At 39.6% G+C, this 26,198-nt stretch carries 25 protein-coding genes; 16 read left to right on the top strand and 9 right to left on the bottom strand.

The window, feature by feature from the left end:
• Positions 1-245 precede the first annotated feature (245 nt).
• From IV514_RS08955 to IV514_RS08945, 3 genes are read left to right on the top strand one after another with little or no spacing between them, the layout of a single operon-like run.
• Positions 246-1,178 carry a hypothetical protein gene (locus tag IV514_RS08955; RefSeq protein WP_206484678.1) on the top strand — a complete coding sequence of 311 codons (933 nt, stop codon included), beginning with the start codon at positions 246-248 and terminating at the stop codon, positions 1,176-1,178.
• 45 nt (positions 1,179-1,223) lie between these two features.
• Positions 1,224-2,066 carry a glycosyltransferase gene (locus tag IV514_RS08950; RefSeq protein ID WP_206484677.1) on the top strand — a complete coding sequence of 281 codons (843 nt, stop codon included), beginning with the start codon at positions 1,224-1,226 and terminating at the stop codon, positions 2,064-2,066.
• A complete protein-coding gene (locus IV514_RS08945) occupies positions 2,050-2,943 on the top strand; it encodes a glycosyltransferase (protein WP_206484676.1) in 894 nt (297 codons plus the stop codon). Before IV514_RS08950 ends, IV514_RS08945 begins: the two co-directional genes overlap by 17 nt.
• Before the next feature lie 22 nt (positions 2,944-2,965).
• On the opposite strand, the gene IV514_RS08940 is transcribed toward IV514_RS08945, so the two are convergent.
• A complete protein-coding gene (locus IV514_RS08940; RefSeq protein ID WP_206484675.1) occupies positions 2,966-3,241 on the bottom strand; it encodes a DUF6170 family protein in 276 nt (91 codons plus the stop codon).
• A 168-nt stretch (positions 3,242-3,409) separates the two neighbouring features.
• Here IV514_RS08940 and ribE point away from each other — a divergent pair, with 168 nt between their 5' ends.
• The 4 genes from ribE to IV514_RS08920 all read left to right on the top strand — a co-directional run bounded on the left by ribE (position 3,410) and on the right by IV514_RS08920 (position 5,867).
• Positions 3,410-3,874, top strand: a complete 465-nt coding sequence (gene ribE / locus IV514_RS08935) for a 6,7-dimethyl-8-ribityllumazine synthase (RefSeq protein ID WP_206484674.1) — start codon at positions 3,410-3,412, stop codon at positions 3,872-3,874.
• A 32-nt stretch (positions 3,875-3,906) separates the two neighbouring features.
• Positions 3,907-4,323 (top strand): transcription antitermination factor NusB, encoded by a 417-nt coding sequence (gene nusB, locus IV514_RS08930; RefSeq protein WP_206484671.1) that lies wholly within the window; start codon positions 3,907-3,909, stop codon positions 4,321-4,323.
• 109 nt (positions 4,324-4,432) lie between these two features.
• Positions 4,433-5,401 carry a thiamine-phosphate kinase gene (gene thiL / locus IV514_RS08925; protein WP_206484669.1) on the top strand — a complete coding sequence of 323 codons (969 nt, stop codon included), beginning with the start codon at positions 4,433-4,435 and terminating at the stop codon, positions 5,399-5,401.
• Positions 5,391-5,867, top strand: a complete 477-nt coding sequence (locus IV514_RS08920) for a phosphatidylglycerophosphatase A (protein ID WP_206485298.1) — start codon at positions 5,391-5,393, stop codon at positions 5,865-5,867. The genes thiL and IV514_RS08920 overlap by 11 nt, the downstream gene beginning before the upstream one ends.
• Positions 5,868-5,962: 95 nt before the next feature.
• Here IV514_RS08920 and serA read toward each other — a convergent pair whose 3' ends face one another.
• The 4 genes from serA to IV514_RS08900 all read right to left on the bottom strand — a co-directional run bounded on the left by serA (position 5,963) and on the right by IV514_RS08900 (position 10,180).
• The gene (gene serA / locus IV514_RS08915) at positions 5,963-7,192 is read right to left on the bottom strand and encodes a phosphoglycerate dehydrogenase (RefSeq protein WP_206484667.1); all 1,230 of its coding nucleotides are present in this window, start codon (positions 7,190-7,192) and stop codon (positions 5,963-5,965) included.
• 90 nt (positions 7,193-7,282) lie between these two features.
• Complete coding sequence (gene rpiA, locus IV514_RS08910; protein ID WP_206484665.1) at positions 7,283-7,939, bottom strand: ribose-5-phosphate isomerase RpiA; 657 nt, start codon at positions 7,937-7,939, stop codon at positions 7,283-7,285.
• Between the two features lie 78 nt (positions 7,940-8,017).
• Positions 8,018-8,605, bottom strand: coding sequence for a 5-formyltetrahydrofolate cyclo-ligase (locus tag IV514_RS08905; protein WP_206484663.1), 588 nt, complete (start codon positions 8,603-8,605; stop codon positions 8,018-8,020).
• Positions 8,606-8,641: 36 nt separating this feature from the next.
• On the bottom strand, positions 8,642-10,180 hold the full coding sequence (locus IV514_RS08900; RefSeq protein WP_206484661.1) for a peptide MFS transporter: 1,539 nt from the start codon (positions 10,178-10,180) through the stop codon (positions 8,642-8,644).
• Positions 10,181-10,527: 347 nt separating this feature from the next.
• Between IV514_RS08900 and galU the strand changes: the two genes are divergently transcribed.
• From galU to galE, 8 genes are all read left to right on the top strand, one after another.
• Positions 10,528-11,433 carry a UTP--glucose-1-phosphate uridylyltransferase GalU gene (galU, locus tag IV514_RS08895; RefSeq protein ID WP_206484659.1) on the top strand — a complete coding sequence of 302 codons (906 nt, stop codon included), beginning with the start codon at positions 10,528-10,530 and terminating at the stop codon, positions 11,431-11,433.
• Between the two features lie 55 nt (positions 11,434-11,488).
• Positions 11,489-13,108: a glucose-6-phosphate isomerase gene (gene pgi / locus IV514_RS08890; protein ID WP_346776909.1), complete on the top strand. Its 1,620-nt coding sequence runs from the start codon at positions 11,489-11,491 to the stop codon at positions 13,106-13,108.
• Between the two features lie 122 nt (positions 13,109-13,230).
• Positions 13,231-14,136, top strand: a complete 906-nt coding sequence (gene cysD, locus IV514_RS08885; protein WP_206484657.1) for a sulfate adenylyltransferase subunit CysD — start codon at positions 13,231-13,233, stop codon at positions 14,134-14,136.
• 81 nt (positions 14,137-14,217) lie between these two features.
• Entirely contained in the window at positions 14,218-15,627 is a 1,410-nt protein-coding gene (gene cysN, locus IV514_RS08880; protein WP_206484655.1) for a sulfate adenylyltransferase subunit CysN, read from the top strand.
• Positions 15,628-15,736: 109 nt separating this feature from the next.
• Positions 15,737-17,455 carry an SLC13 family permease gene (locus tag IV514_RS08875; protein ID WP_206485296.1) on the top strand — a complete coding sequence of 573 codons (1,719 nt, stop codon included), beginning with the start codon at positions 15,737-15,739 and terminating at the stop codon, positions 17,453-17,455.
• Positions 17,456-17,479: 24 nt separating this feature from the next.
• Entirely contained in the window at positions 17,480-18,079 is a 600-nt protein-coding gene (gene cysC / locus IV514_RS08870; RefSeq protein WP_241242260.1) for an adenylyl-sulfate kinase, read from the top strand.
• Between the two features lie 11 nt (positions 18,080-18,090).
• On the top strand, positions 18,091-19,041 hold the full coding sequence (locus IV514_RS08865; RefSeq protein ID WP_206484652.1) for a DHHA1 domain-containing protein: 951 nt from the start codon (positions 18,091-18,093) through the stop codon (positions 19,039-19,041).
• Between the two features lie 30 nt (positions 19,042-19,071).
• Complete coding sequence (gene galE / locus IV514_RS08860; protein ID WP_206484650.1) at positions 19,072-20,082, top strand: UDP-glucose 4-epimerase GalE; 1,011 nt, start codon at positions 19,072-19,074, stop codon at positions 20,080-20,082.
• 69 nt (positions 20,083-20,151) lie between these two features.
• Here the strand turns inward: galE and IV514_RS08855 are convergent, their stop codons facing one another.
• Positions 20,152-21,372 (bottom strand): HDOD domain-containing protein, encoded by a 1,221-nt coding sequence (locus tag IV514_RS08855; protein ID WP_206484648.1) that lies wholly within the window; start codon positions 21,370-21,372, stop codon positions 20,152-20,154.
• Between the two features lie 246 nt (positions 21,373-21,618).
• Between IV514_RS08855 and putP the strand changes: the two genes are divergently transcribed.
• A complete protein-coding gene (putP, locus tag IV514_RS08850; protein ID WP_206484646.1) occupies positions 21,619-23,103 on the top strand; it encodes a sodium/proline symporter PutP in 1,485 nt (494 codons plus the stop codon).
• A 92-nt stretch (positions 23,104-23,195) separates the two neighbouring features.
• On the opposite strand, the gene IV514_RS08845 is transcribed toward putP, so the two are convergent.
• From IV514_RS08845 to IV514_RS08835, 3 genes are all read right to left on the bottom strand, one after another.
• A complete protein-coding gene (locus IV514_RS08845) occupies positions 23,196-23,909 on the bottom strand; it encodes a DUF3379 family protein (RefSeq protein ID WP_206484644.1) in 714 nt (237 codons plus the stop codon).
• Positions 23,902-24,471 (bottom strand): sigma-70 family RNA polymerase sigma factor, encoded by a 570-nt coding sequence (locus IV514_RS08840; protein ID WP_206484642.1) that lies wholly within the window; start codon positions 24,469-24,471, stop codon positions 23,902-23,904. Before IV514_RS08840 ends, IV514_RS08845 begins: the two co-directional genes overlap by 8 nt.
• A gap of 126 nt (positions 24,472-24,597) precedes the next feature.
• Positions 24,598-26,193, bottom strand: a complete 1,596-nt coding sequence (locus tag IV514_RS08835; protein ID WP_206484640.1) for a BatD family protein — start codon at positions 26,191-26,193, stop codon at positions 24,598-24,600.
• Positions 26,194-26,198 lie beyond the last annotated feature (5 nt).

Below are 26,198 nucleotides of genomic sequence, written 5' to 3'. Positions count from 1 at the left end.
ATCGATGAAATAACTCAGATTAATCACGGATAACGAATTTTAATCCTAATGAATGTATAGTCAAAATAAGCACCTACAGTACATGATGTTACCTCAAATACTGCGTTGTCTAAAGTGTTATGGACAAAAGATAAATCAAATGATATTGATACTTTCAAAGAAAAATTAATTCGCATGTCGCGTACTTTGATCGTGAAGGAATGAATTACCAACAAAGTACTCATTAAATAGGTAATGTTTTTAATATGAGAAAAATTTTTGTAGCCAGTATGCTGGTGTTGTTGGCGCTTATGTCCGCTTGTAATAATAAGGATACCAACAATTGTACTGATATTACTCCTGTTACTAATTCTGAAACTTATTTTTGGCAAGGGTTAGATGCACAGTTTGCTGAAAGTCCTACAACAGGTAATAAAGTCGCAATTGCTTGTCACAATTGTTATATCAACGACAGCGCTGATGTTTTAGATACTTATCAGGTAATTGAAGCGGCGATTGAAGAACGGGTAGATATTATTGAGTTGGATATCGTTATTCCTAATGGACGAAGCAAACAAGCTATGGTGAGCCACGAACTAGCTTCGAAACAAGTTTCATTTGAGAAGATAGTTGATAACAGTTTATTAAGACAGTCAGACGTAAATATTTTTCTTGAAGTAAAAGGAAAAATAAAAAATAAACAAAGTATTAGAAATTTTTTAGATGTGCTAATGAAATACAAAAGCGAAGGCGGGGAATATGAATATTTTAATCAAAATAGGATGTTTGTATTACGTAGCTTTGAATATGAAACGACACTTTATAACATCAGAGAAGTGTTAACTGAGCGAAAGTATCAAGAAATCATTTCCTTTATCAAACTCAGTCGTATTCATTATGTGAAAGCACAAGATGCCATGTTAGCTGAGATAGAGCAGGCACATGAATGTGGTATGAGCATGGTTGAATTAGATTATCATTTGGGGGAGGAGCAAATTAATGTATTAAATGATTATGCTGAATCGTTAGGACTAGGGGTTAGTGTGTATACTTTCGATGAGTATAATTATAAAGAAGGTGTATCAGCACTTAAAAATAATATTGAGGTGATGACTGTAGATAGCTCGACTCTCATAGAAGATGCTAACCTATCAAATTCATTAATTGAGAAAGTGCGACAGCTCATTCTTCAAGAGTAATGAAAGTTACTACCTTGTCATTAATCTTGTGCGTATAATAGCGGCATGAAAAGTATAATAATTCCTGCATTTAACGAAGCACAACTGATCACTCAAACACTCTCTTATTTGTTGCACGACAAAGCATTACAATATGCTCATATTATTGTGGTGTGTAATGGTTGTGTTGATAAAACGTTTGCTGTCGTCGAACGTTTTATTGTTGAGCAGTCTGCTCTATTAAAACAACAGCACATTCGCTTAAATGTGTTAGAAACTGTCAAAGCATCAAAAATATCTGCTATTAATTTAGGTTTAACTCAAGTTGTTGAATTTCCTGTTGTGTTATTAGATGCAGATATTTTGGTTTCTGGACAGAATATTACTCAATTGGTTGAGCAACTAAAAACTGAAAACCTTCATTGCGCTGCTCCTAAGTTACATTTTCAATATGAAAAAAGTTCATGGTGGGTTAAAGCATATTATCGAGTGGCAAAGCGTTCTCAATACAATGAAAAACATCGACTATCCAATGTGATTGCTTTATCTCAAGCGGCGGTTCAACAACTTACGCCATTACCAGATGTTATTGCTGATGACGAATATATTCGCCGACAATTTCATCATCATGAATATAAGATATTAAGTAATATTTCGTTTGAATTTATATGTCCTAAAAACCTAAAAAACTTACTTGCGGTGTTAACGCGCGTTGAACGAGGTAATTTTCAGTTGGCAAAATTAGGTTATTTTGATAAGTCAGCTGCGGAACTGAGCGGATTTAATCAGGTGAATGCTTGGTTAATACCAATATTTATTGCTTGTAAGCTATATGCCAAAATTATGGCGAGATTACAATATCAATTAGGTTTTGTTTTCCAATGGGAGCGAGATGAGTCAAATCGATAATACCCAAACGAGCGGTGATTTGCCGCTTATTTCTATTTATATGCCCACGAAAAATAGGCTAGCTTTGCTAAAGCGCGCAATCAATTCTGTTTTCGCTCAGACTTACCCTAATATTGACATTCATATTGTTAATGATGGTTCTACTGACGGCACTAAAGGCTATTTGAATGAATTGGCTCAGCGCCATGATAATGTTTATGTCGTACATAATGAGACCAGTATTGGCGCCTGCGCTGCAAGAAATATTGCCATTAATAATGCTAAAGGTGAGTTTATCACAGGCTTAGATGATGATGATGAATTTTTGCCCGAGCGTCTAATTCGTTTACATGCAGCTTACAATGACAATTATGCCTTTGTTTGCTCTAGTATGTACTGGGATTACGGTAAGAAAAAACGTTTGATTGATGCAAAACAAGGCATTATTACACTCGCACATCAGCTCAGTTATAACGAAGCAACAACTCAAGTATTAGTCAAACGGGAAAGAGTGATCGCCGTTGGCGGTTTTGATGAAAATTTTGTTGCTTGTCAAGACTACGACTTATGGACACGTTTAATAATTACTTATGGCCCTGCATACCGTATTGGTCATGCAAGTTATATTGTAAATGATACGGCAACAACTGAGCGTATGATTGGTGATCCGAAAAGTGTCAAAGGCTACGATCAGTATTTTGATAAACATGCACATTTGATGACGAGCATAAATAAATGCAACCAAGCGTTTATGCGGTTACGACGATTAAGACAGCCGATGCCATTAAAAATGCTAATTAAACAAGTGGGAAGTGGGCATATGCAAGCAAAAATTAGGTATTATTTATCTTCTAATTTTCAATTCATTAAGCGCGTGCATCGTTGGCTTTATAAGTAATAATTATTTACTGCATCTTGCATTACTTTATATATTTTCGACAGATCAAATACTGAAGCGGTTTATTAATAAAATAGTGTACCAATAACATAATAACGGTTGCTGCCGCTAAATTTGTCCACTCTTGCCTCGCTAAGAACAAAAACGGCGGTACTAGCATTATTAATTTCAGTAAGTTAAGTATTAATTTTTCAGGCGCGGTGAACTTTTGTTGTGCTTTTGCGATGACTTCTTGGCGCTCTTTGATTGATAAGTTGGCTAATTCAGGAATATTTTTAGAAGAAAAGTAAATGGTCATAATGTTCAAGATAATCTTTTTTGCTTATTTTAACGCAAGCCATGACTAACATCATCGCTTTTTTGTTTTTCCCTCGCTAGGTACTTTGAATATTTCCTGACAAACCAGTACCTAAATTGAGCTTTTTTTGGTAGAATCGCGACAATTTTTATCGATAGGTCTATTTACATGAACGTAATTGAAGGTTCTTTTGTTGCTCAAGGCAAAAAATTTGCCATTGTAGTGTCTCGTTTTAATCATTTTATTGTTGATAGCTTATTAGAAGGGGCTATTGATACCCTTAAACGCCATGGTGATGTTGCTGATGCTGATATTACAGTGATCAAAGTACCTGGTGCTTATGAGTTGCCATTAGTTGCTAAAAAAGCTGCGAAAAGTGGTAAATTTGATGCCATTATTGCCATCGGTGCAGTTATTCGTGGTGGCACACCGCATTTTGACTTTGTTGCTGGCGAATGTAACAAAGGGCTTGCACAAGTATGTTTAGATTCAGAAATCCCTGTCTCATTTGGTGTGATCACCACAGATTCTATAGAGCAAGCGATAGAACGTGCTGGCACTAAAGCCGGTAATAAAGGCGGTGAAGCAGCACTTGGTGCATTAGAAATGGTTAATGTGCTATCTCAGCTATAATCTAGCTAGCAAATTTTAATTAGGATGTTTTTGTGAAACCATCACCTAGAAGAAAAGCCCGTGAACTTGCTGTTCAAGCAGTTTATTCATGGCAAATGAGCGACAATTCAGTCACAGATGTTGAAACGCATTTCTTAACAGAAAATGCGAAACGTCGTTTTGAAATTGAATATTTTCAAAAATTATTCCGTGGCGTTACGAGTCAAGTGGGTTCAATTGATGCAGCGATTGAACCTCATGTTGATCGTCCATTAGGCGATATTGATCACATTGAAAAAGCAATTATTCGTGTGGCTATTTATGAACTAAGTGATTGCTCAGATGTGCCTTATCGTGTGGTAATTAATGAAGCGATCGAATTAGCGAAACTTTTTGCCGCTGATGACAGTCATAAGTTTGTTAATGGTGTACTTGATAAAGCGGTTAAATTGATTAGACCTAACGAATAGCCCGTTGATTGCTTAGAAATATGAAAGGCGCCTGACAAAGAGCGCCTTTCTAGTTTTTAATGACTAATGAGTTTGATTTTTATTCAGTTAATAAGCGAATAGTTTTACCATGAAAGAGTTTGAACTGATCCGAAGTTATTTCACTGAACAAGTGGTTAAGCGTAAAGATGTTGCCTTAGGTATCGGCGATGATTGCGCGCTATTGATAGCGCCAGAGCGTCAGCATATTGCAGTTACTACTGATACTTTAGTTGCTGGTGTGCACTTTCCCGAATTTACCAATGCGAAAGCAATAGGTCATAAGGCCATTGCCGTTAATCTTTCTGATTTGGCTGCTATGGGTGCTGAACCTGCATGGATTTCATTGGCCTTAACCTTGCCCGAAGCCGATGAAGACTGGGTAGGAGAATTCTGTGAAGGTGTTTTTGAGCTATGCGAATTTTATAATGTGCAATTGATTGGCGGTGATACCACCCAAGGACCATTAAGCATTACCGTAACGGCTCAAGGCACAGTACCATTTGACAAACAAATCACCCGTACCGGTGCAAAACCGGGTGATTGGTTATATGTAACAGGTGAAATTGGCGACGCCGCATTGGCGCTTAAACATTATTACGGTGAATTAGAGCTACCATTTGACACTTATACCTTAGTGAAAAAACGTTTAGACTATCCTTCGCCTCAGGTACTAGCTGGACAAACCTTAAGGGAATATGCAACTGCAGCAATCGATTTGTCTGATGGCTTATTGGCAGATTTACAGCATATTTGTACTAGCTCTAATGTGGGAGTTAACTTAGTGCTTGATCAGTTACCCATTTCAAATGCACTTTATGACACTCTCGGAGCTGAACAAGCGATTGAATTAGCCCTGCAGGGCGGCGATGATTACGAACTCTTGTTTACCGTATCTGAAGATAAGAAAGTTGGCATGGAGACAGCCTTGGCAGATGTCGGACAAACGATAACTTGTATCGGTCAGTTAAATCATTCTGGTAAAATCACCACCACATTAAATAGCCAACCGACACAAATTAATAGTAAAGGTTTTGAGCACTTTGACAATGACCAATGATCATCATACTCAATTACCGTTTAAGCTGAGCAATCCCATACAGTTTCTTGCCTTAGGTTTTGGCAGTGGACTTGCGCCAAAAGCCCCTGGCACCTTTGGTACACTTGCGGCAGTACCTGTTTTTTTTATGGCTAGTCTGTTATCTGCACCATGGTATATTGCATTGGTTATTGTGATGATGGTTACAGGTGTTTATATTTGTCGATACGCAGCTGATGCCGTACAAGTTCATGATCACCCTGCAATTGTCTGGGATGAATTTGTCGGCTTTTTGATCACCATGATCTTAGTGCCTGTCAGTGTCAGTTCAGTGTTGGCTGGCTTTGTACTCTTTCGTTTTTTCGATATTGTTAAACCGTGGCCTATTTCTTGGTTGGATAAACATTGTCATGGTGGATTTGGGATCATGATTGATGATGTGGTCGCGGGCCTATTTGCTTTGGTTTGTATGCACTTGCTTTTTTAACCATTTGTTTAGTTAACAACTAGATCAGGTGAGTCACCACACAAAAAAGCCGAGATAGTAATCTCGGCTTTTCTTTTCCAGCGTTGTTTATTAGGCTAATGTAGAATACGCGCTTTAATCGTACCTTCAATCGCTTTTAATGCTTTTAATGCCGTTTCACTATGATCGGTTTCCACATCAATAACAACGTAACCAATTTGATCATCGGTTTGTAAATATTGTGCGGCAATATTGATATCATTATCAGCAAATGCCAAGTTAATTTTAGTTAAAATACCAGGTTGGTTATGGTGAATGTGCAATAGACGGCTTGTGCCTGAATGTCCTGGCAAGGATACTTCAGGGAAGTTGACCGCTGAAAGTGTAGAGCCATTGTCGGAGTATTTTGCAATTTTGCTGGCAACTTCAAGTCCGATATTTTCTTGCGCCTCTTTTGTACTACCACCAATGTGTGGTGTAAGAATGACATTATCAAATTCACGTAGTGGCGAGATAAATTCTTCATCGTTACTTTTTGGCTCTACAGGGAATACATCGATTGCCGCGCCTGCCACCTTTTTACTGCTAAGCGCCTCAGATAATGCGTCAATATCAACAACAGTACCACGCGAAGCATTAATGAAAATGACGCCATTTTTCATCACATCAAACTCTGCAGCGCCCATCATATTTTTAGTTTGTGGTGTTTCTGGTACATGTAAACTCACCACATCAGATTCTTGCAATAATGAGGTTAAGCTAGGCGCCTGGCTAGCATTGCCAAGCGGCAGTTTAGTTTCGATATCGTAGAAACGTACTTTCATACCGATAGTTTCTGCCAAAATACCCAATTGAGTACCAATGTGTCCGTAGCCGATAATGCCAAGGGTTTTACCTCGAGCTTCTACCGAACCTGCGGCTGATTTATTCCATACGCCGCGGTGAGCTTGGGCGCTTTTTTCTGGGATCCCGCGTAACAATAATAGTAGTTCACCAATCACTAACTCCGCAACAGAACGCGTATTAGAAAACGGCGCATTAAATACTGGTATGCCGCGCTGCTGTGCTGCTTTGGTGTCAACCTGATTCGTGCCAATGCAAAAACAACCAATTGCGACTAATTTTTTCGCGTGACTTAAGACATGACTGGTAAGCATAGTGCGGGAGCGGATGCCAATAAAGTGCACATCAGCAATTTTTTCAATCAGGTCTTCTTCTGATAGTGAGGTTTTTAGGTACTCAATATTTGAGTAACCTTGAGATTTTAACTCTTCTAAGGCGCTTTGATGAACGCCTTCAAGTAACAAGATCCTAATTTTTTCTTTCGCTAATGATTTATTACTCATGTGCTTATTCGCTCTCGCTAATATTGTTTAGATGGCTAGATATCCAAAATAAGTTTCTAAACTACCATATAGTGCATAAACTCTAAAGTGTTATTTTACGACTTTTGCACCGTTTTTAGTGCCTAATACCAGAATATCTGCACCGCGATGGGCAAATAGTCCATTGGTAACAACCCCTACAATGGCATTAATCTTAGCTTCCAGTGCTGTTGGATCAATTATGTCTAAGTTATGCACATCCAGAATGACATTACCATTGTCGGTAACAACCCCTAGACGATACTCAGGATCACCACCCAATTTAACAAGCTCTCTTGCCACATAACTACGTGCCATTGGGATCACTTCTACTGGTAGAGGAAACTTGCCAAGTACAGGAACTTGTTTACTTTCATCACAGATACAGACGAAGGTTTTAGCGACAGCTGCGACGATTTTTTCACGCGTTAGTGCTGCGCCGCCGCCCTTGATCATAGCCATGTGCTCAGTGATTTCATCTGCACCGTCAACGTAAACGTCAATTTCACTGACACTATTTAAATCAAAGACTTCGATACCAAGAGCTCTTAACCGCTTTGTTGACTCTTCCGAGCTAGAAACAGCCCCTTCAATTTTGTGCTTCATCGTCGCTAAAGCATCAATAAAATGATTAACAGTGGAACCTGTACCAACACCGACTATGGTATCTTCTTGTACAAACTCCAATGCCTTAAGTGCTGCTGCTTTTTTCATTTCGTCTTGAGTCATGACCATTCCTAATTAAGAGGTTACGTTAATATGAACAGCGCTATTATAGCAGGCTAATTTTTACCAGTGTGATTATATTTAACTAAATTGATAGCAAGTGGTAGGCGTGATAATTTGCTTTAATGGGATGTCCCAATTCTCTGTAGGGATTGCAGGTAGCTCTTGGCAATCATGAGCTAACCCAATGATTTTAGGCTCTGGTGCTGTGAGCTTGGCAAGTGTTCTATCGTAATATCCCCCGCCCATACCTAATCTGGCGCCTGTGCGGTCAAAAGCCACTAATGGCGTAAAGATGATATCGAATGAGGTTGGTGGACAAACTTGGCGTATATCAAGTTTTGGTTCACTAATGCCATATTTATTGATGACCATCTCAGTGCTTGCCTGATAATGCAGAAACAGTAAATGTCCCTTACTAAATGGATGTAGCACAGGAATATACGTGGCAATATCTTGGGACCAACACCATTGAATAAACTCGGCTGTATTAAGTTCGCCGTCATTGGCTAAGTAAATTGCTACTTTTTTTGCACAAGCAATAGCATTAATACCTTGCAGTTGTTTAACTAACAACTGAGATGCTTGTTGTTGAAACTCTGGTGAGAGTGCGCTACGGGCTTGACGAATTTGTTGTCGCAGTGCTTGTCTGTTGTGATGGTTATGCATAAAAAAAGCGGTGGCACTGCCACCGCTGGGTTCATATTAGATATTTAGCGTTGCCGCTTCTTGTTCATCAGCATGTGCTGGTTTTTTATCTTCGGCTAGGTTTTCCCAGATACGAGATTTAAATGCAAATAGTAAGATAACGATACCAATACCAATGCTGAATAAGCTGATTTGTATGTATAAGTTTGGTAATTGATCAACACGGTTTGGATCAAAATTACCGGCTAATAAGCCCGAAATAATATTACCGATAGAGTAGGTTAATACAAAAACCCCCATCATTTGACCGGCGAATCGACGTGGCGATAACTTACTAACGGCACTTAATGCTACTGGGCTTAAACAAAGTTCACCAACGGTATGTAAGAAATAGGTGGCTACTAACCAATATGGCGCGACTTTCATTCCTGACGCTGCGTACTGTGCGGCAAAAAACATCACAATAAAACCACTGGCCATGATCATCAAACCAACTGCACATTTGATGCCGTAAGATGGGCTAACAAAGCGCTTACCTAAGTTGATCCAAAGCGCAGCAAAAAAAGGCGATAGCAATACGATGAACATTGAATTGAGTGATTGAAACCAGCCTGTGGGGATTTCAAAACTACCGATAAGGCGATCAGTATAATCACGAGCGAAAAGGTTCATTGATGAGCCGGCTTGTTCAAAACCAGACCAAAAACATGCGGAGGCAATACACACTAACAATAAGGCGCCTAAGCGTTTCATCTCGTTAGGTGTTAAATTACCAAACATATAAATTGATGCATAATATAGGATAAACATAATGGTAAAACTAACAGCAACATACTGAGCTACAGAAACAGGGTCGATAATTATTGCCCCATTGATCGCCATTGCGGTTACTGTCACTATCATAATTAACACTGCACCAATGGCTGTCCAACTAACTTGCTTACCTTTTTTCGTTAATGGAGCTGCTGGCTGGTCACCAACACCGTGTAATTTACCGAGTGTTTTACGGTATTGCACTAAACCAATTGCCATACCGACAGCCGCTGCACCAAATGCCCAGTGCCAGCCAAAGTTTTCTTGATCTTCCATTAAGTATCCACAGATTGTGTAACCTAATACCGACCCTAAGTTAATACCCATATAATAGATGGCATATCCGGAATCACGGCGTTTGTCTTCTTCAGAATAGAGTTGTCCAACCATAGCGCCGATATTCGGTTTTAATAAACCTGTGCCTAAAATGACGACAATCAAACCGATGAAAAACGTTTTATCGCTTGGAAATGCTAGGATAATATGTCCACACATAATGATAATGCCACCGTACCAAACGGCGCGTTGACCACCGAGTAAGCGGTCTGAAATCCAACCGCCAGGTAAACCCATAAAGTAGACACTACCGGTATACAAGCCATAAATGGCGGCGGCTGAAGCTACGGTTAAACCTAAACCACCATCTTGTAAAGTTGCTGTCATAAAGAGTACTAATAGCATGCGCATGCCGTAGTAACTCATGCGTTCCCACATTTCTGTTAAGAACAATGTTTGAAGACCTTCGGGTTGACCGAAAAATGTCTTAGCGCTTTGCGTTGTCATATAATTTTCCTTACTGGGGCGCACTGAATATTGAGCATTATTATTCTTTTTATAAATTAGATAAGACTGATAATCAGGTTCAATTGGCGCAATTTAATTTTACCTGCGGCATTTATACCTTTGTAAGGCGTGAAGTGCAAGTTCAGTGTGTTGAAAGCTTGATTGTAGGCGTTAGTTTTCTTGTACATCTGAGAAACGGGATAATATTGAACAGCTGTGTTGCAAACTTGTAATATACTTTGAGAGAAAAAGCACCAAATACTGGTTTTCATAAGGACATTAATAGTATCATTCATGTAAAATTTATACCTCGTAAATATCTATAAAAATACGATTAAGGGAGTAAAATGACGAAAAAAATTACCAAGGCGGTTATTCCTGTTGCCGGCTTAGGAACACGAATGTTGCCAGCAACCAAAGCGATTCCCAAAGAAATGTTACCGATAGTCGATAAACCACTGATTCAATATATTGTTAATGAATGTATTGATGCAGGGATTAAAGAAATTGTCTTGGTAACCCATTCATCGAAAAATGCCATTGAAAATCATTTTGATAAGTCATTCGAGTTAGAAACCACTTTAGAAAAACGCGTTAAACGACAATTATTGGAAGAAGTACAAGCTATCTGCCCAAAAGGGGTGACGATTATGCATGTACGCCAAGGGGAAGCTAAAGGATTAGGGCATGCGGTATTAAAAGCAAGGCCAATAGTCGGTAATGAGCCCTTTGTTGTTGTGTTACCTGATGTGATTTTAGATGAAGCTAGCGCCAATCCAAGAACAGAAAACCTTGCGGCTATGTTACGTCGCTTTGATGAAGTTGCCCACAGCCAAATTATGGTTGAACCGGTGCCGATGGAAAAAGTCAGTAGTTATGGTGTGGTCGATTGCGAAGGCCATGCTTTAGAAGCGGGACAGTCCAAAGTGATGACGGCGGTGGTTGAAAAACCTGCTCAGGATGAAGCACCATCAAATCTTGCTGTGGTTGGTCGTTATGTATTATCTGGTGCTATTTGGGATTTATTGGAGTTTACCCCGCCTGGAGCAGGGGATGAAATTCAATTAACGGATGCCATTGCCAGCTTAATGAAAGTTGAGACGGTGGAAGCATTTCATATGACAGGAAAGTCACATGATTGTGGTTCTAAACTTGGTTATATGAAGGCTAATATTGAGTATGGCTTACGTCATCCTGAACTTGCTACCGAGTTTAAACAGTATTTACGTGAAATTGTTGGTAACAATGCATAAGGGACTATGTTTAAGAGAAAATGTTTAAGGGACTATACTTAAGGGATAATGCATAGTGGAAAACCTAGCAAATATTATTGCACTAGCCAATAAGGCAAAAAACCGCGCTATATCCCCTTTATTTAACGATCCAAGCCGAGTAGAAAAAATGTCAGTCACTTGTGCTGATATTTTTTTAGATTATTCCAAGCAAAATATTATAGAGAGTGAATTAACCGCATTGGTTGATTGGGCTAACCACGCTGGTTTGTCTGAAAAAATTACCCAGATGTTTAACGGCGTGAAGATCAACCGTACCGAGAATCGTGCAGTTTTACATACAATATTAAGAGCGTCTGAGCAGGATAAAAAAACAACTTTAGGCAGAGAAATAGCCTCAGAGGTTATTGCCACCGAGCAAAAAATGGCTGGCATAGTTGATGATGTTTATCAAGGTAAACGCTTGTCTTTATCTGGGCAAAAATTTACTGATGTGTTAGCGATAGGTATTGGTGGTTCTTACTATGGTATTAAGGTGGGGTTATCCGCATTAAAGCCATATCAAAACCCTGAACTAGATGTTCATGTGTTGGCAAATGTTGATGGCGGCGCAGTACAAGAAAAACTGAACCAGCTAAACGCTGAGACTACCCTAGTTGTAGTAATCTCTAAAACCTTTACCACTCAAGAAACCTTACTTAATGCTCAAACAGTAAAAGCGTGGATGTTAGCGAGCCAGGTGACAGAAGATATTATCGCTCAGCAATGGCTGGCAGTGAGTACCAACATTGATGCAGCAACGCAATTTGGTATAGCAAAAGACAATATTCTCCCGATGTGGGATTGGGTAGGTGGCCGATTTTCTCTGTGGTCAGCGGTTGGTTTACCACTAGCTTTGGCTATTGGGAACGATAATTTTTCAGCGATAAAGCGTGGTGCTAATACAATGGATCAGCATTTTCTCAATGCTCCATTGAGCGACAATATGCCAGTGTTGTTAGCCTTGCTAGGGATCTGGAATCGCAATGGTTTAGGGTATAGCAGTTTAGCTATTTTGCCTTATGATCACTCTTTGCGCTCATTACCCGGCTATTTGCAACAAACAGATATGGAAAGCAATGGTAAGTCGGTATCGATTCAGGGAGAAAAACTTGAGTGGAAAACCGCTCCTGTCGTGTTTGGTCAAGAAGGCACCAATGGCCAGCATGCATTTATGCAATTAATGCATCAAAGTGAAGATATTATTCCCTGTGACTTTATTGTTGCCATGCAAAGCCAGACTGATTTAGCTAAGCATCATAACGTACTGGTGGCTAATTGTTTTGCTCAAAGTGAAGCTTTAATGCAAGGAAAAACACTGGAGCAAGCAACAAAAGACTTAGTCTCACAAGGGGTTACGAGAGAAGAAGCTGCAACATTAGCTCCTCATAAAGTGATGAAGGGCAATACCCCCAGTAATACCTTATTGATAAATAAACTGACACCTAAAACATTAGGTGCTCTGCTCGCGTTATATGAACATAAAATATTTGTTCAAGGGGCGTTATGGCAGCTTAATTCGTTTGATCAGTGGGGGGTGGAACTGGGTAAAACCTTAAGTCATCAGGTGTTAGTTGCCATGGCTGGAGAAGCACCAGCTGGGCTTTCTGATTCTACTTTGTCACTCATTAATCACTATAAGAAAGAAAATCAATAAATGCATTATATTTGGGTACTTTGTTATTCCTTAATGCTATAACAGGGTTATTTCTTATATAGAAGTTATGTGTAAGTTATGGCAAAATCTTCATCATTATTAAATATGGACTTAATTATAAGATGTCGATGAACTTAACTCATTTACAAAAATTAGAAGCCGAATCTATTCATATCATGCGGGAAGTGGCTGCTGAGTTTGATAAGCCTGTGATGCTTTACTCTGTCGGTAAAGATTCTGCGGTATTATTGCATTTAGCGCGCAAAGCATTCGCGCCAGGCAAAATTCCATTTCCGCTTTTACATGTTGATACCACTTGGAAGTTCAAGGAGATGATTGCATTTCGCGATCAGATGGCGGATGAATATGGCTTTGAGTTATTAGTCCATCAAAACCCTGAAGGGCTTAAAATGAATATTAGCCCGTTTGAGCATGGCAGTGCTAAACATACCGATATTATGAAAACTCAAGGGTTAAAACAGGCACTGGATCATTATGGTTTTGATGCCGCGTTTGGTGGCGCTAGACGTGATGAAGAAAAATCGCGTGCCAAAGAACGTGTGTATTCATTTCGAGATAAAAACCACCGTTGGGATCCGAAAAGTCAACGTCCAGAATTATGGAATATCTACAACGGCAAAGTCGATAAAGGTGAAAGCATACGTGTATTCCCGTTATCTAACTGGACTGAATTAGATATTTGGCAATATATTTATTTAGAAAATATTAAAATTGTACCACTTTATCTCGCAAAAGAGCGCCCAGTTGTTGAGCGTGATGGCACATTAATTATGGTTGATGATGACCGTATGCCGTTAGAAGAGGGCGAAGAGGTGATGATGAAAAGTGTTCGCTTTAGAACCTTAGGTTGTTATCCGTTAACTGGTGCAGTGGAGTCAGAAGCAGCCACCTTACCCGAAATTATTCAAGAAATGTTATTAACTAAAACCTCGGAGCGTCAAGGGCGAGTGATAGATCATGACTCTGCTGGCTCGATGGAGAAAAAGAAAATGGAAGGGTATTTTTAAATACACTTATTTAAGCCGTCGTAATTTTAGTTAATTGTGTCAGACACTCTGACCAGCAACACAGTATTTCAAGGAAAAACCATGAGCCCTAACTCCGAGTTACTTGCAAGCGATATTGAAGCCTACTTAAAGCAACATGAAAATAAAGAAATGTTGCGCTTTTTCACCTGTGGTAGCGTTGATGATGGTAAAAGCACCCTGATTGGTCGTTTATTACATGATTCGAAAATGATTTTTGAAGATCAATTAGCTGCGATTGAAAGTGACAGTAAAAAATCAGGCACAACGGGGGAAGAGGTTGATCTCGCGTTATTAGTCGATGGATTGCAATCTGAACGAGAGCAAGGCATCACAATTGATGTAGCCTATCGGTATTTCGCCACGGATAAGCGTAAATTCATTATTGCAGATACCCCTGGTCATGAACAATACACTCGCAATATGGCAACGGGTGCATCAACCTGTGATTTAGCCGTTATTTTGATAGATGCTCGTCATGGCGTACAAGTGCAAACCCGCCGCCATTCTTTTATTTGTTCGCTATTAGGTATTAAGCATGTACTGGTTGCGGTGAATAAAATGGATTTAGTGGATTACAGCCAAGATCGTTATCAAGAAATCAAAAAAGAATATCGCGACTTTGCTGATGAGTTAAATTTCACCGATGTGCGTTTTGTGCCTATTTCTGCATTACGTGGTGATAACGTGGTAGAAGAGAGCCCGAACATGCCTTGGTACCCAGGTGCCACTATGATGAAATTGCTTAATACTATTACAGTAGAAGGTAAAGAAGAGTGCACCGAATTTAGATTACAAGTGCAATATGTAAACCGACCGCATCTTAATTTTAGAGGCTTTGCTGGCACCATCGGCTCAGGGCATATTCGTGTTGGCGATGAAGTGGTTGCCTTGCCTTCGGGTAAAGAAAGCACGGTGAAATCAATAGTCACCTTTGATGGCGATTTGGATCGTGCCGATAAAGGCCAAGCGATCACCTTAACCTTGGAAGATGAAATTGATATCAGCCGTGGTGAAATGATCGTTAAAAAAGGCGCTTTACCGCATTCTGCCAACGAATTTAATGCCACGGTTGTGTGGATGCACGAAGATGAATTAGAAACTGGTCGTGAGTATTATATTAAACAGGGCAGTAAAATCACTACGGGTCACGTTTCCTCGATGGAATACCAAGTCAATGTTAATACGATGGTGCAATCAGACACTACACAATTGGCATTAAATGAAATTGGTTCGGTTAATTTTGAAGTGGCAGAGCCATTACATTTTGATGCATATCAGCACAACCCATCAACAGGTGCGTTTATTATCATTGATCGCTTAACTAATATTACTGTTGGGGCTGGGATGATCAACCATGTAGTAAATAATGGCGAACAGCATGAGTTTAGCGCTTTTGAGTTAGAATATAACGCATTGATCCGCAAACATTTCCCACACTGGGGTGCACGAGATATTTCTAAATTAAAATAGACTTTATCTTTCAATGATGATTGCTCAGGCAAATGTTGTATTCTGTCTGAGCAATTGGTAAAACAAAGCAAAAAGATACGCTGCTTTAAGGAAAAATATCGTGCATACAATGCAGTGGCTGCTAATTGCAATATTCTTGATGACCTTTATTGGTTTGATCCGGTTTCAACGTGTGCCAGAGAGGGTGTTTGCAGGTGCAATGTTAGCCTGTTTAGCTGCATCTTATGTTGATACTAACGATGTGTTGGCTAATGCGGTAAATCCGGGCTTAGTAACGTTAATCTTACTGGTTTTAGCATCATTTTCTTTTGAACGAACCTCTATACTTCGGCGTATGTCGGCGGTTATGTTCAGTGGCTCAGCATTCTTCTCCACCTTACGTACACTCTCTTTTACCGCTATTGCTTCTGCATTTATGAATAATACTGCAGTGGTGGCAACATTAATTTCAACGGTACAGAAAAATCGAGTGATTAATCCGGGTAAATTGTTACTACCTTTGTCGTTCGCGGCGATTTTAGGGGGAACATTAACCTTAGTCGGCACCTCTACTAACTTGATTATCAATACTATGTTGATCGATAAGGGCAGTGAAGGGCTGAGTTTTTTTGATTTTACCCCTATCGGCATTGTGGCGCTATTTTGCTGTTTATTGGTGATTATTTTACGTCAACGTGTTTTACCCGATAGTGTGAAAACACAGACTAGCGATCAAGAATACTTGCTCGAAGCTCGGGTGAGTCCCGATTCAAAAATGATCAATTTAACCGTGGAAGAAAATGGTCTACGAAATTTAGATGCTTTGTTCTTAGTCGAAGTCATTCGCCAAGGACGTTTAATTTCACCTGTTGCGCCAGATGAAGTGTTAATGGCAAATGATAAGTTAATTTTTTCGGGCGATGTTTCAAAGGTGCTGGTATTACAGCAATTTGATGGTCTTACCCTGTTTGCAGAGCAAGATGGTTTATTGAGGGATAACTTGACTGAAGTGTTAATTAAACCCGATTCTGCTGTGGTGGGAAAAACTTTGAAACAAGCCGGTTTTCGAGCGCGTTTTGATGCTGCGGTAGTCGCTGTTCGTCGCGAAGGGGTGGCACTTTCAGGTAAACTTGGCTCTTTGATCATTCAGCCGGGAGATTTTTTAGTGTTAGCGGTGGGTAATGATTTTAGTACACGCACTAATTTATCTAAAAACTTTTATATTCTATCAGGGCATCAACCTGACAATATGTTGTTTGGCTGGCGTGATAATTTAACGTTATTTGGTTTTATTAGTGCAATAGCTGTTTCAGTGCTAACTTCAGTAACATTGCTAAAGTGCATGATCTTTTATGTGGCCATTTTAATTTTTACTGGTTGTTTAACCATTAATGAAGTCAAACGACGTTTTCCGTTAGAGATTTGGATGATAGTGCTAGGGGCATTAACGCTAGCAAAAGCCTTAGAAACCAGTGGTGTTGCTGAACTTATTGCCATTAATATTGAATCTGTGTTGTATGGGCAAAGTGCTTATTTCGTGTTAATAGCCATATTTATTTTAACCTTACTAAGTACTGAAATAGTGACAAACAGTGCGGCTGCAGCCTTGATTTTTCCTATTGCTTATAGCATTAGTATTGGCCTTGGGGTAAGTCCATTACCTTTTGTTATGGCGGTGGCTTTTGCTGCAAGTGGCAGCTTTATCAGCCCTTTTGGTTATCAAACCAATGTGATGGTGTTTAACGCGGGAAATTATACCTTAAAAGATGTAGTGAAGTTTGGAGTGCCGGTGTCGCTTGTTTATAGCGTTGTGGTGTTAACATTACTGCCAATCGTTTTTCCTTTTTAATCAATAATAGATGATGAAATGCTCATGAAAACAGAGAATACTGTCTGGCACGCTCAGCATATCGATAAAGCCCAGCGGGCTCAGTTAAAACAACAACAGCCTTGTCTGCTTTGGTATACCGGCTTGAGTGGTTCGGGAAAATCTACCGTTGCAAATGCTGTTGATGCATTATTGTTTGAACGGGGTTGTCATAGTTACTTGCTTGATGGCGATAATGTCCGTCATGGTTTAAATGGTGATTTAGCTTTTAGTGATGAAGATCGTGTGGAAAATATTCGTCGCATCAGCGAAGTGAGTAAGTTGTTTGTTGATGCTGGGTTAATTGTCTCAACTGCGTTTATTTCTCCTTTTGCCGCCGATCGAGCCATGGCAAAAGAAATGTTAGCTGAAGGGGAGTTTATCGAAGTCTTTATTGATACACCAATTGATGTATGCGAGCAACGAGATCCAAAGGGGTTGTACAAAAAAGCGCGCGCAGGTGAAATTAAAGACTTTACCGGTATTGATTCCAGTTACGATATTCCAGAAAGCCCAACGATTCATGTAAAAACAGCAGAGCAAACGGTAGCTCAGTGTGCAGAGCAGGTTGTTCAGTTTTTAGTGAAACATCAGTATATAAAATAACAGGAGTGATAATGCATTTTGATGTCTTTAATGGTGATGCTGATGGAATTATTGCGTTACTACAATTGCGTTTGGCCGAGCCTAGACAATCACAGTTAGTTACTGGGGTAAAACGAGATATTGACTTACTTAAGCAAGTCCCTTTAGATGCGACTTCCGTGACTGTACTTGATGTCTCGATGGAAAAAAATCATCAGGCATTAGCGCAATTATTGGCGAATAATATTGATGTCTTTTATGTCGATCATCACCGCAGTGGTGATATTCCACAAAGCCCTCATTTATCCGCAACTATTGATACCGATGCTAATACTTGTACCAGTTTATTAATTAATCAGCACCTTAATGGTCAATTTGCCCATTGGGCTGTTGCTGCAGCATATGGTGATAATATGATCGCCTCGGCTGAGCAGCTAGCGCAACAATTATCGCTAAGCGAGCTAGAAAAATCTCAGCTGAAAAACTTAGGGATTTATATTAATTATAACGGCTATGGCCGCACGGTAGATGATCTTCATTTTTCACCGACAGATTTATTCAATACCTTATTAGCTTATCCGGATCCTTTAGCCTTGATAGCGGAGCAAGGCTCTGTTTATTTTCAACTGGAGCAGGCGTATCTTGCTGATATGCAACAAGCTGAACAAGCGAAAGTACTTGTTGATAATGACCAATGTAAAATGGTGGAATTACCCGATGAGAAGTGGGCTCGGCGAGTAAGTGGCGTATTTGGTAATGAATTAGCTAACCGTTCACCCTCAAAGGCTCATGCGGTTTTTACCATTAATGAAGATGGCAGCTATACCGTCAGTTTGCGAGCACCACTTATTAATAAGCAAGGTGCTGGTGATATTTGTGCTCAGTTTCCTACCGGTGGTGGACGAGCAGGTGCTGCTGGGATTAATCAATTGCCCACAGAAATGATTGAATCGTTTATTGAAAGCGTGTCACAATATTATTGAACAGGCTGAATAGTAAGGAATTAGGCGCACATGAAACTTTTGATCACAGGCGGCACTGGTTATATTGGTAGTCATACCGTAGTGGAGCTATTAAATTTAGGTCATACCATTGTTATTGTTGATAATCTAGCGAACTCATCAACTGAGGTGTTATCACGCATAGAAACGATAACAGGTAAATCCCCCACGTTTGTTCATGCCGATATTTGTGATCGATCGGCATTGGATTGTCTTTTTACTGAGCATCGCTTTGATGCGGTCATTCACTTTGCTGGTTTGAAAGCTGTTGGCGAATCAAATGACATACCCCTTAGTTATTACCATAATAACGTATCGGGCTCTATCACCTTGTTTGAAGTCATGGCAAGCCATGGGGTGAAAAAGTTAGTCTTTAGCTCATCAGCTACTGTGTATGGTGAAAATAATTGTTCACCTTTAGATGAATCGATGCCAACTTCTGCCACTAATCCTTATGGTCAAACTAAATTAATGATAGAAAATATCTTGTTTGATTTAGCGAAAAGTGATGCTGATTGGTCTATTGCCTGCTTACGTTATTTTAACCCTATCGGTGCACATCAATCGGGCCTGATTGGAGAAAATCCTAATGGTATTCCTAATAATTTACTGCCTTATGTGTCACAAGTGGCGGTAGGAAAATTACCTAAATTGCAGATTTTTGGTGACGATTATGACACTCAAGATGGTACGGGGGTTCGCGATTATATTCATGTGGTGGATTTAGCATTAGGCCATGTGAAAGCATTAGAGCAATTAGATAATATTGATGGTTGCCAACCGATTAATTTAGGCACGGGTAATGGCACCTCGGTGTTAGAAATCGTCAATACTTTTAAAGATATCAGCGGTCAAGATATTCCTTACGATATAGTGCCTCGGCGCGTTGGAGACATTGCTACTGTGTTTGCTGATGCCAGTATCGCGAATAACTTATTAGGCTGGCAGGCTAAGCGTGATTTAGCGATGATGATTGAAGACACTTGGCGTTGGCAGTCGAACAACCCCAATGGCTTTGCATAGTAACCATTAAAAAAGAGCCTGATAGGCTCTTTTTTATTTTAGAGAGTGACTAGTCCTAAATAAGGGCAATTATTGACTTAACTTGGATTGTTCATCCGCCCAAGCAATTGCCTCATTATAATCTTTCACAACCTTATCTTTTGATAATTTAAGCTTATCCATAACAGTGGAAGTTTTCTCCCATTGGGCTTTTTCTATTTGTTCAACCAAAATAATCAGTGCTGCTAGCATACCTTTTCTGGTGGTCAAGGCGTCTTTTATTTCTTGAGCCAGAGGTAATTTCTCCAACACGCTTTCGAGTTTTTCATCTAAAATCGCATCGATAAGTGATAGTAGCCCTGTTAAGAAAGCAATAGAAGTATCAACAGGTGTGCTTAAATCTCTGGCAATTAATTCACAGAATTTTGCACGGGTCATGGCTGCGTTAATTAGCTCAGAAGGTTTATCTGGATTAACATTGACCGCGAACATTAAACCAAGGAATCGTTTGAGCTCACCAGAACCTAAAGTCACTAATGCTTGCTTAATGGTTGATATTTCACTTCGCCTTCTAAAAATAGCGGAGTTAGCATAGCGTAGTAGCTTATAGGAAAGCGAAACATCTCGCTCAAATACTGAGGTGATACTGGTGAGATCCAGTTCTGGTTTTGATGTTTCATACAATAACTCTGCCATAGCCATTTGTGACGGAGACAGTGATTTTGTTTTCATCATTTCTGGTTTAGCAAAAAAGAAGCCTTGGAATAGTTCAAATCCCAACTCGAGCGCTTGGTTATATTCTTCGTAAGTCTCTACTTTTTCTGCAAGTAACTGAATATGAGAATGTTCACTAATCGCTTGTTTAATTTCTATGATTTGTTCAACGGTTGTACTCTTTAAATCAACTTTAATAATTTTGATATAAGGGTAAAAGTGAGCCCAAACCTTCTGATGTATGTAATCGTCAAGCGCTAATGTATAACCATCATCGTAAAGCTCTTTACAAAGCGATAATAACTTTTTCCCTGGTTTGATTGTTTCGAGTATTTCAACAACAACCTCATCGGTTGTTAACATTCTTGGAAAATCTTTACTTAATGTATCTAATGTGAAGTTTATAAATGCGGGTTTATTGCCAGTAAATTCACTAATACCTAAATGAAAACTGCTCGCTTCAACCATTTTACTGGTTGCTTCATCACCATCAATATCGGGAAAAATATTTTCAATACTATCGCGAAACAATAATTCATAAGCAAAGAGGTTTTTGTCTTTGTCGAGAATTGGTTGTCTGGCTGCATAGAAGTACATAGATATTCCTGTGTTAATGCGTTGGTTATAGAGTAAGAAAATTTCGTTAGAATTTCACTCTTTTTTTCTTATATTGGGAATAAATTCTGAAATTGGTTACTTTTTGATTGAATTTTCAAATTCTATCGCAAAATCATAGTAATAATACAGAAATTACCTTAGTGTATTATGTCTGTTTTCTCGTTAATTTAGGTATTCATCATTAAACAGATTATTTTTAAATAAGAACAATCATTGGAGATTATTTTGGCATTTGCAACTTTTATATCGTTGGCAATTTACTTTATTGTCATGTTAGCTATTGGGTTATACGCCTATCGAAAATCAACCAGCGATGTTTCTGGTTACATGTTGGGTGGCAGAAGTTTAAGTCCTTCTGTTACTGCGTTATCGGCTGGGGCTTCAGACATGAGTGGTTGGATGTTAATGGGGTTACCTGGCGCCATGTACGTTTCAGGCTTAAGCAGCATGTGGATTGCGATAGGGTTAACTTTTGGCGCATTTTTAAACTATATTATTGTCGCTCCTAGACTTCGTACTTATACCGAAGTCGCTAATGACTCAATTACCTTACCAGATTTTTTTGAGAACCGCTTTGCTGATAAGTCACACGTTTTACGGTTAGTGTCTTCTGTCGTTATTATTGTGTTTTTCACTTTATATACGTCTTCGGGTGTGGTTGCTGGTGGTAAGCTGTTTGAAAGCTCGTTTGGCTTAGACTATGAGATTGGTTTATACGTCACCGCTGGGGTGGTCGTTGTTTACACTTTATTTGGTGGCTTTCTTGCCGTGAGCTTAACCGACTTCGTGCAAGGCTGTATTATGTTTTTAGCCTTAGCGTTAGTGCCTATTGTGGTGTTAACTGACTTAGGTGGTATTTCATCCATGAATGATACGATCAGGGCCATCGATCCTGAATTGTTAAATATGTTTGGTGGAATATCTACCTTAGGCATTATTTCTGCCTTGGCTTGGGGCTTAGGTTATTTTGGTCAGCCGCATATTATTGTACGTTTTATGGCCATTCGTTCGCTGAAAGATATTCCTGTGGCAAGACGTATTGGTATGACATGGATGATAGTGTCAGTGTTAGGTGCTATGGCAACAGGTTTTGCTGGTATTGCTTATATCGCTAAAACCGGTACCGAGCTTGGTGATCCTGAAACTATCTTTATTGTTTTTTCACAAGTGTTATTTCATCCGTTGATTTCTGGCTTTTTATTAGCCGCGATTTTAGCCGCGATCATGAGTACGATTTCTTCACAATTATTGGTCACGTCTAGCTCTCTAACAGGCGATTTTTACCAAACTTTTTTAAATAAAGAGGCCAGTGAAAAACAATTAGTTTTTGTTGGGCGTTTGTCGGTGCTTGTGGTAGCACTTGTCGCGATTTTCCTCGCTTATGACAGAAACAGCACCATTCTTACTCTAGTCAGTAATGCTTGGGCTGGATTTGGTGCAGCATTTGGTCCTGTTGTGATTTTAAGTTTATTTTGGAAACAGATGAACCGCAATGGCGCTTTGGCGGGCATGTTAGTTGGTGCGAGCACTGTACTTATCTGGATTTATGCACCGATCAGCATTGACGGACAATCGTTGAGTTCACTGGTCTATGAAATTGTTCCAGGCTTTATTTTGTCGACAGTGGCAATCATTGTTGTGAGTAAGCTTACCCATCACGCGCATGATGAAGTTGAGCGAACGTTTGAACAGATGCTTGAACATCATTAAAGTCATTACTTGATAAAGCAAAAGGTCGAACCTAGGTTCGACCTTTTTTGTTTAATCATCAGAGGTATTATGAATAGCGCAGGGGGTGTTAATTAAGTAGACCAACGAATGTTCTGATTAATCTTTTGTTGCCATTGTTTTAACGGCTCATTTTTATCGCCAACCACAATAATGTTACTTTGGTTAAACTGACTGGCGAAGCCACTTAATGCATCATTAGCAAAATCTTTACTAAAAGCTAAATGTTCACTGTCTGGGACAATAAACACATTGACCGGTGATGAGCGCCCTTTAAACACTAAATGTAGACTCTTAGTACCATCAAACCGGCAATAATCAGCCATGATTAATTCGCCTATTTGTTCAGAAAAACTGCCGTTAAATGATGCCATTTTCTTATTTAAAGAAGCTAAACTCACTTTTGCTTCGTCTTGATTACTAAAATATATTGCTTCATGGTTGGTATGAGCAATCGCATAATCGGCGATGGAACTGTAGGCATGAGAAAATTGTAATTGCTGTACCGTTAAGCCAATGACAAAAGTGACACTTGCTGCCAACGCTAATTTTATTCGCTTACGCTTTTTCTGTTGCTGGTGACTGGCAAGAGATTGACGTAGAATTAATTTCTCGCTGAGATCGTCTGGCACATCAATATTGAGTGCTTGAGCGATTTGTTGATCAAGTTGTGCTAGTTCTTCGGCAAACTTACGTTTAGCCGGATCTGAATGTTTAGCTGCTAATGTATCGCTATCCGATGTATTGGGATCTGCATATATATTGCGTCTAAATTGCAAATCATCCATTATGTTGCCCTCTTAACTTTGGCTGTTCATCAAGCGCTTCTTTCAATTGATTTCGTGCTCTAAATAATCGTGTCATTACCGTATTTTTATTTAGTGATAGCATTTGAGATATTTCTTCACCACTAAAACCTCCAATTACTTGTAATACAAGAGGTTCACGATATTCTTCTGGCATTTTCGCTATCTTTTCCCGTAACCAGTCGTTCTCAATTTGTTGCTCGGCTCCGGTGGCTTTGCTATCGCATATCGTTGCTTCTTCGTATTCACTCATTTCAAAGCGTTTTCTTTCAAATCTGCGAGCATTTTCTCTACGTAATATGGTGATCAGCCAAGACTTAGCGGCTTTTTCATCTTTTAATGAGTCCAATGCGCGCCATGCTCGTAAAAATGTCTCTTGCACTAGGTCTTCCGCCACTTGTTTATCATGACATAGCCAATAGGCATAACGGTATAAATCGCTATGCAGGGCTTTGACCAGCGCTTCGTATCTTGTTTGTTTTGTCGCCATATCAGAAGAGACCTGTGTTGGTGATTTTTTCTTTCCAATTATTTTTTTAAGCATAAGTCTCGGTTTAATAGTCGTAACTGAAAACAGCGTAGGGGGTTATGATCTCATCTTAGTGCTGGTTGGAAAATTATTCTATTAATTTTCCAACCAGCGGCGAAATTTACCAACGGGAATTTAGTGTTATGGATTTAAGGTAAAGTGGACAGGCGTATTGCGCTTACTATTTTGCTTTTTATTTAACTCAGTAATAGCCGTTAGTAATTGTTGACCTTGCCACGCTTCATTTTGTTGGCTGTAACAACTTTGCTGTAAGCTAGTGATAGCTTCGCTTAACTCAGCCGATTGAGCAGATTGCATGACTTGACTGAGAGTAGCAACTTGTTGCTGAGAGATGCTGTTATACCAAGGAATGATTAATTGTAGTGCTTGTTGAGCATTATTTTTCTTGCAAGCCGCCATTAACGCCAGATAACTTTTATTGGTTTGATGATGTTCTGATTTTAGTTTATTTGTGGATCTTTTCTTAGCTAATGCTGTGGCTAGCCAAGCTAAACTTGTCAGTAACCATAACGCGAAAAAGAGCCATTGCAACCAAGAGGTTTGAGTGACTATTATTTTCTCAGGTACTGCCTCTGGTCGTGTTTGCTCCTGAGCTGAGCTTGTTGCCGGTTGCACATTCGCGAAGTCTTTATTTGCACTCACGTTGATTGTTTGTGCGGCAATAGTTGCGTATTCAATTTTATTGCTGACAGTATTCCACCATGGAATAGTGATTTCAGGTAACTGATAGGTACCCGGTTTGTTGGCGACGATGGCGAAGTTTCTAACTTTTTGACTGACTAATCGGCCGCTATTCATTCCAGTGTGTAACTCCGCTTGATCGGGATACACTTTAAGGCCATCAGGCATCAGCATGTTAATTTCGGGTAATTGTTCCTCAGACAAGCCTGCGGCAGTTAAAGTAATGATGCGAGTGATAGGTTCACCCACTTTAAATTGCTCGACACTGGGTTGCCACTCTTGGTGTATTGATAATAATTCACTCGGTAACCAAACCCCTTGATAATTGGCGGGGATGGGGCGGATATCAATCGGAATTTCTTCGCCAATCACACTGACGGGCTTTGTTTCACCAAAACTTAAAAAGCTATTTCTTCGGCTTGATGGCAACATTATTTCACCTGAAAACACGGGGGATTTCAGTGTGTATTGACCACTTTGTTGTGGACTGATTGCATAGGTGCGTTCAATGACTCGATATCGGCGGCCATTAATAATGGTGTCACTCTCTTTGTCTTTACCTACTTGAGTAATATTAGCATCTTCAAGTTCGGGCTCAGTTAAACTGCCTCGCTTTAATTCAGCAGCAAAATGTAATTTTACTGTGAGCGTTAATTGCTGTTGAACATACACTTGTTTTGCTGACACTTCGGAAGTGATAAAGATATCCTGTTGCTTACTCGCTTGAGGATCATTTGAGGTTAATACCGTTAGCTCAATGGGTTGAGTTTGCTGATCAGCTACGTGTAATGGCGGTATAATGATCTTGCCAGCTTTTCGAGCGATTAATACCGTACTCCATTTTGTGGATCGCGTTGTTTTAAAGTTGATCATACTGGTTTGAGAGCTCACAGAAGTGCGACCCACAACGAAATTTTGCATCAGTGGCGTGGTATCAAGCGCATTGGTGTCTACATCATCATCAGCAACCACAGTGAGGACAAATGATTCATTGACTACCACTGGATTTTTGTCGATTGAGGCAGTGACCGTCATGTATG

It is taken from the genome of Thalassotalea sp. G2M2-11, assembly GCF_017168195.1.
Classification (GTDB): Bacteria; Pseudomonadota; Gammaproteobacteria; order Enterobacterales; family Alteromonadaceae; genus Thalassotalea_E.
This window is presented reverse-complemented; position numbering and strand designations above follow the sequence as displayed.

Bases quoted from the DNA above. Each gene is read 5' to 3' on its own strand.
- IV514_RS08955 (WP_206484678.1), top strand. From the start codon at position 246: ATGAGAAAAATTTTTGTAGCCAGTATGCTGGTGTTGTTGGCGCTTATG.
- IV514_RS08950 (WP_206484677.1), top strand. From the start codon at position 1,224: ATGAAAAGTATAATAATTCCTGCATTTAACGAAGCACAACTGATCACT.
- IV514_RS08945 (WP_206484676.1), top strand. From the start codon at position 2,050: ATGAGTCAAATCGATAATACCCAAACGAGCGGTGATTTGCCGCTTATT.
- IV514_RS08940 (WP_206484675.1), bottom strand. From the start codon at position 3,241: ATGACCATTTACTTTTCTTCTAAAAATATTCCTGAATTAGCCAACTTA.
- ribE (WP_206484674.1), top strand. From the start codon at position 3,410: ATGAACGTAATTGAAGGTTCTTTTGTTGCTCAAGGCAAAAAATTTGCC.
- thiL (WP_206484669.1), top strand. From the start codon at position 4,433: ATGAAAGAGTTTGAACTGATCCGAAGTTATTTCACTGAACAAGTGGTT.
- IV514_RS08920 (WP_206485298.1), top strand. From the start codon at position 5,391: ATGACCAATGATCATCATACTCAATTACCGTTTAAGCTGAGCAATCCC.
- serA (WP_206484667.1), bottom strand. From the start codon at position 7,192: ATGAGTAATAAATCATTAGCGAAAGAAAAAATTAGGATCTTGTTACTT.
- rpiA (WP_206484665.1), bottom strand. From the start codon at position 7,939: ATGACTCAAGACGAAATGAAAAAAGCAGCAGCACTTAAGGCATTGGAG.
- IV514_RS08905 (WP_206484663.1), bottom strand. From the start codon at position 8,605: ATGCATAACCATCACAACAGACAAGCACTGCGACAACAAATTCGTCAA.
- IV514_RS08900 (WP_206484661.1), bottom strand. From the start codon at position 10,180: ATGACAACGCAAAGCGCTAAGACATTTTTCGGTCAACCCGAAGGTCTT.
- galU (WP_206484659.1), top strand. From the start codon at position 10,528: ATGACGAAAAAAATTACCAAGGCGGTTATTCCTGTTGCCGGCTTAGGA.
- cysD (WP_206484657.1), top strand. From the start codon at position 13,231: ATGTCGATGAACTTAACTCATTTACAAAAATTAGAAGCCGAATCTATT.
- cysN (WP_206484655.1), top strand. From the start codon at position 14,218: ATGAGCCCTAACTCCGAGTTACTTGCAAGCGATATTGAAGCCTACTTA.
- IV514_RS08875 (WP_206485296.1), top strand. From the start codon at position 15,737: ATGCAGTGGCTGCTAATTGCAATATTCTTGATGACCTTTATTGGTTTG.
- cysC (WP_241242260.1), top strand. From the start codon at position 17,480: ATGAAAACAGAGAATACTGTCTGGCACGCTCAGCATATCGATAAAGCC.
- IV514_RS08865 (WP_206484652.1), top strand. From the start codon at position 18,091: ATGCATTTTGATGTCTTTAATGGTGATGCTGATGGAATTATTGCGTTA.
- galE (WP_206484650.1), top strand. From the start codon at position 19,072: ATGAAACTTTTGATCACAGGCGGCACTGGTTATATTGGTAGTCATACC.
- IV514_RS08855 (WP_206484648.1), bottom strand. From the start codon at position 21,372: ATGTACTTCTATGCAGCCAGACAACCAATTCTCGACAAAGACAAAAAC.
- IV514_RS08845 (WP_206484644.1), bottom strand. From the start codon at position 23,909: ATGGATGATTTGCAATTTAGACGCAATATATATGCAGATCCCAATACA.
- IV514_RS08840 (WP_206484642.1), bottom strand. From the start codon at position 24,471: ATGCTTAAAAAAATAATTGGAAAGAAAAAATCACCAACACAGGTCTCT.
- IV514_RS08835 (WP_206484640.1), bottom strand. From the start codon at position 26,193: ATGACGGTCACTGCCTCAATCGACAAAAATCCAGTGGTAGTCAATGAA.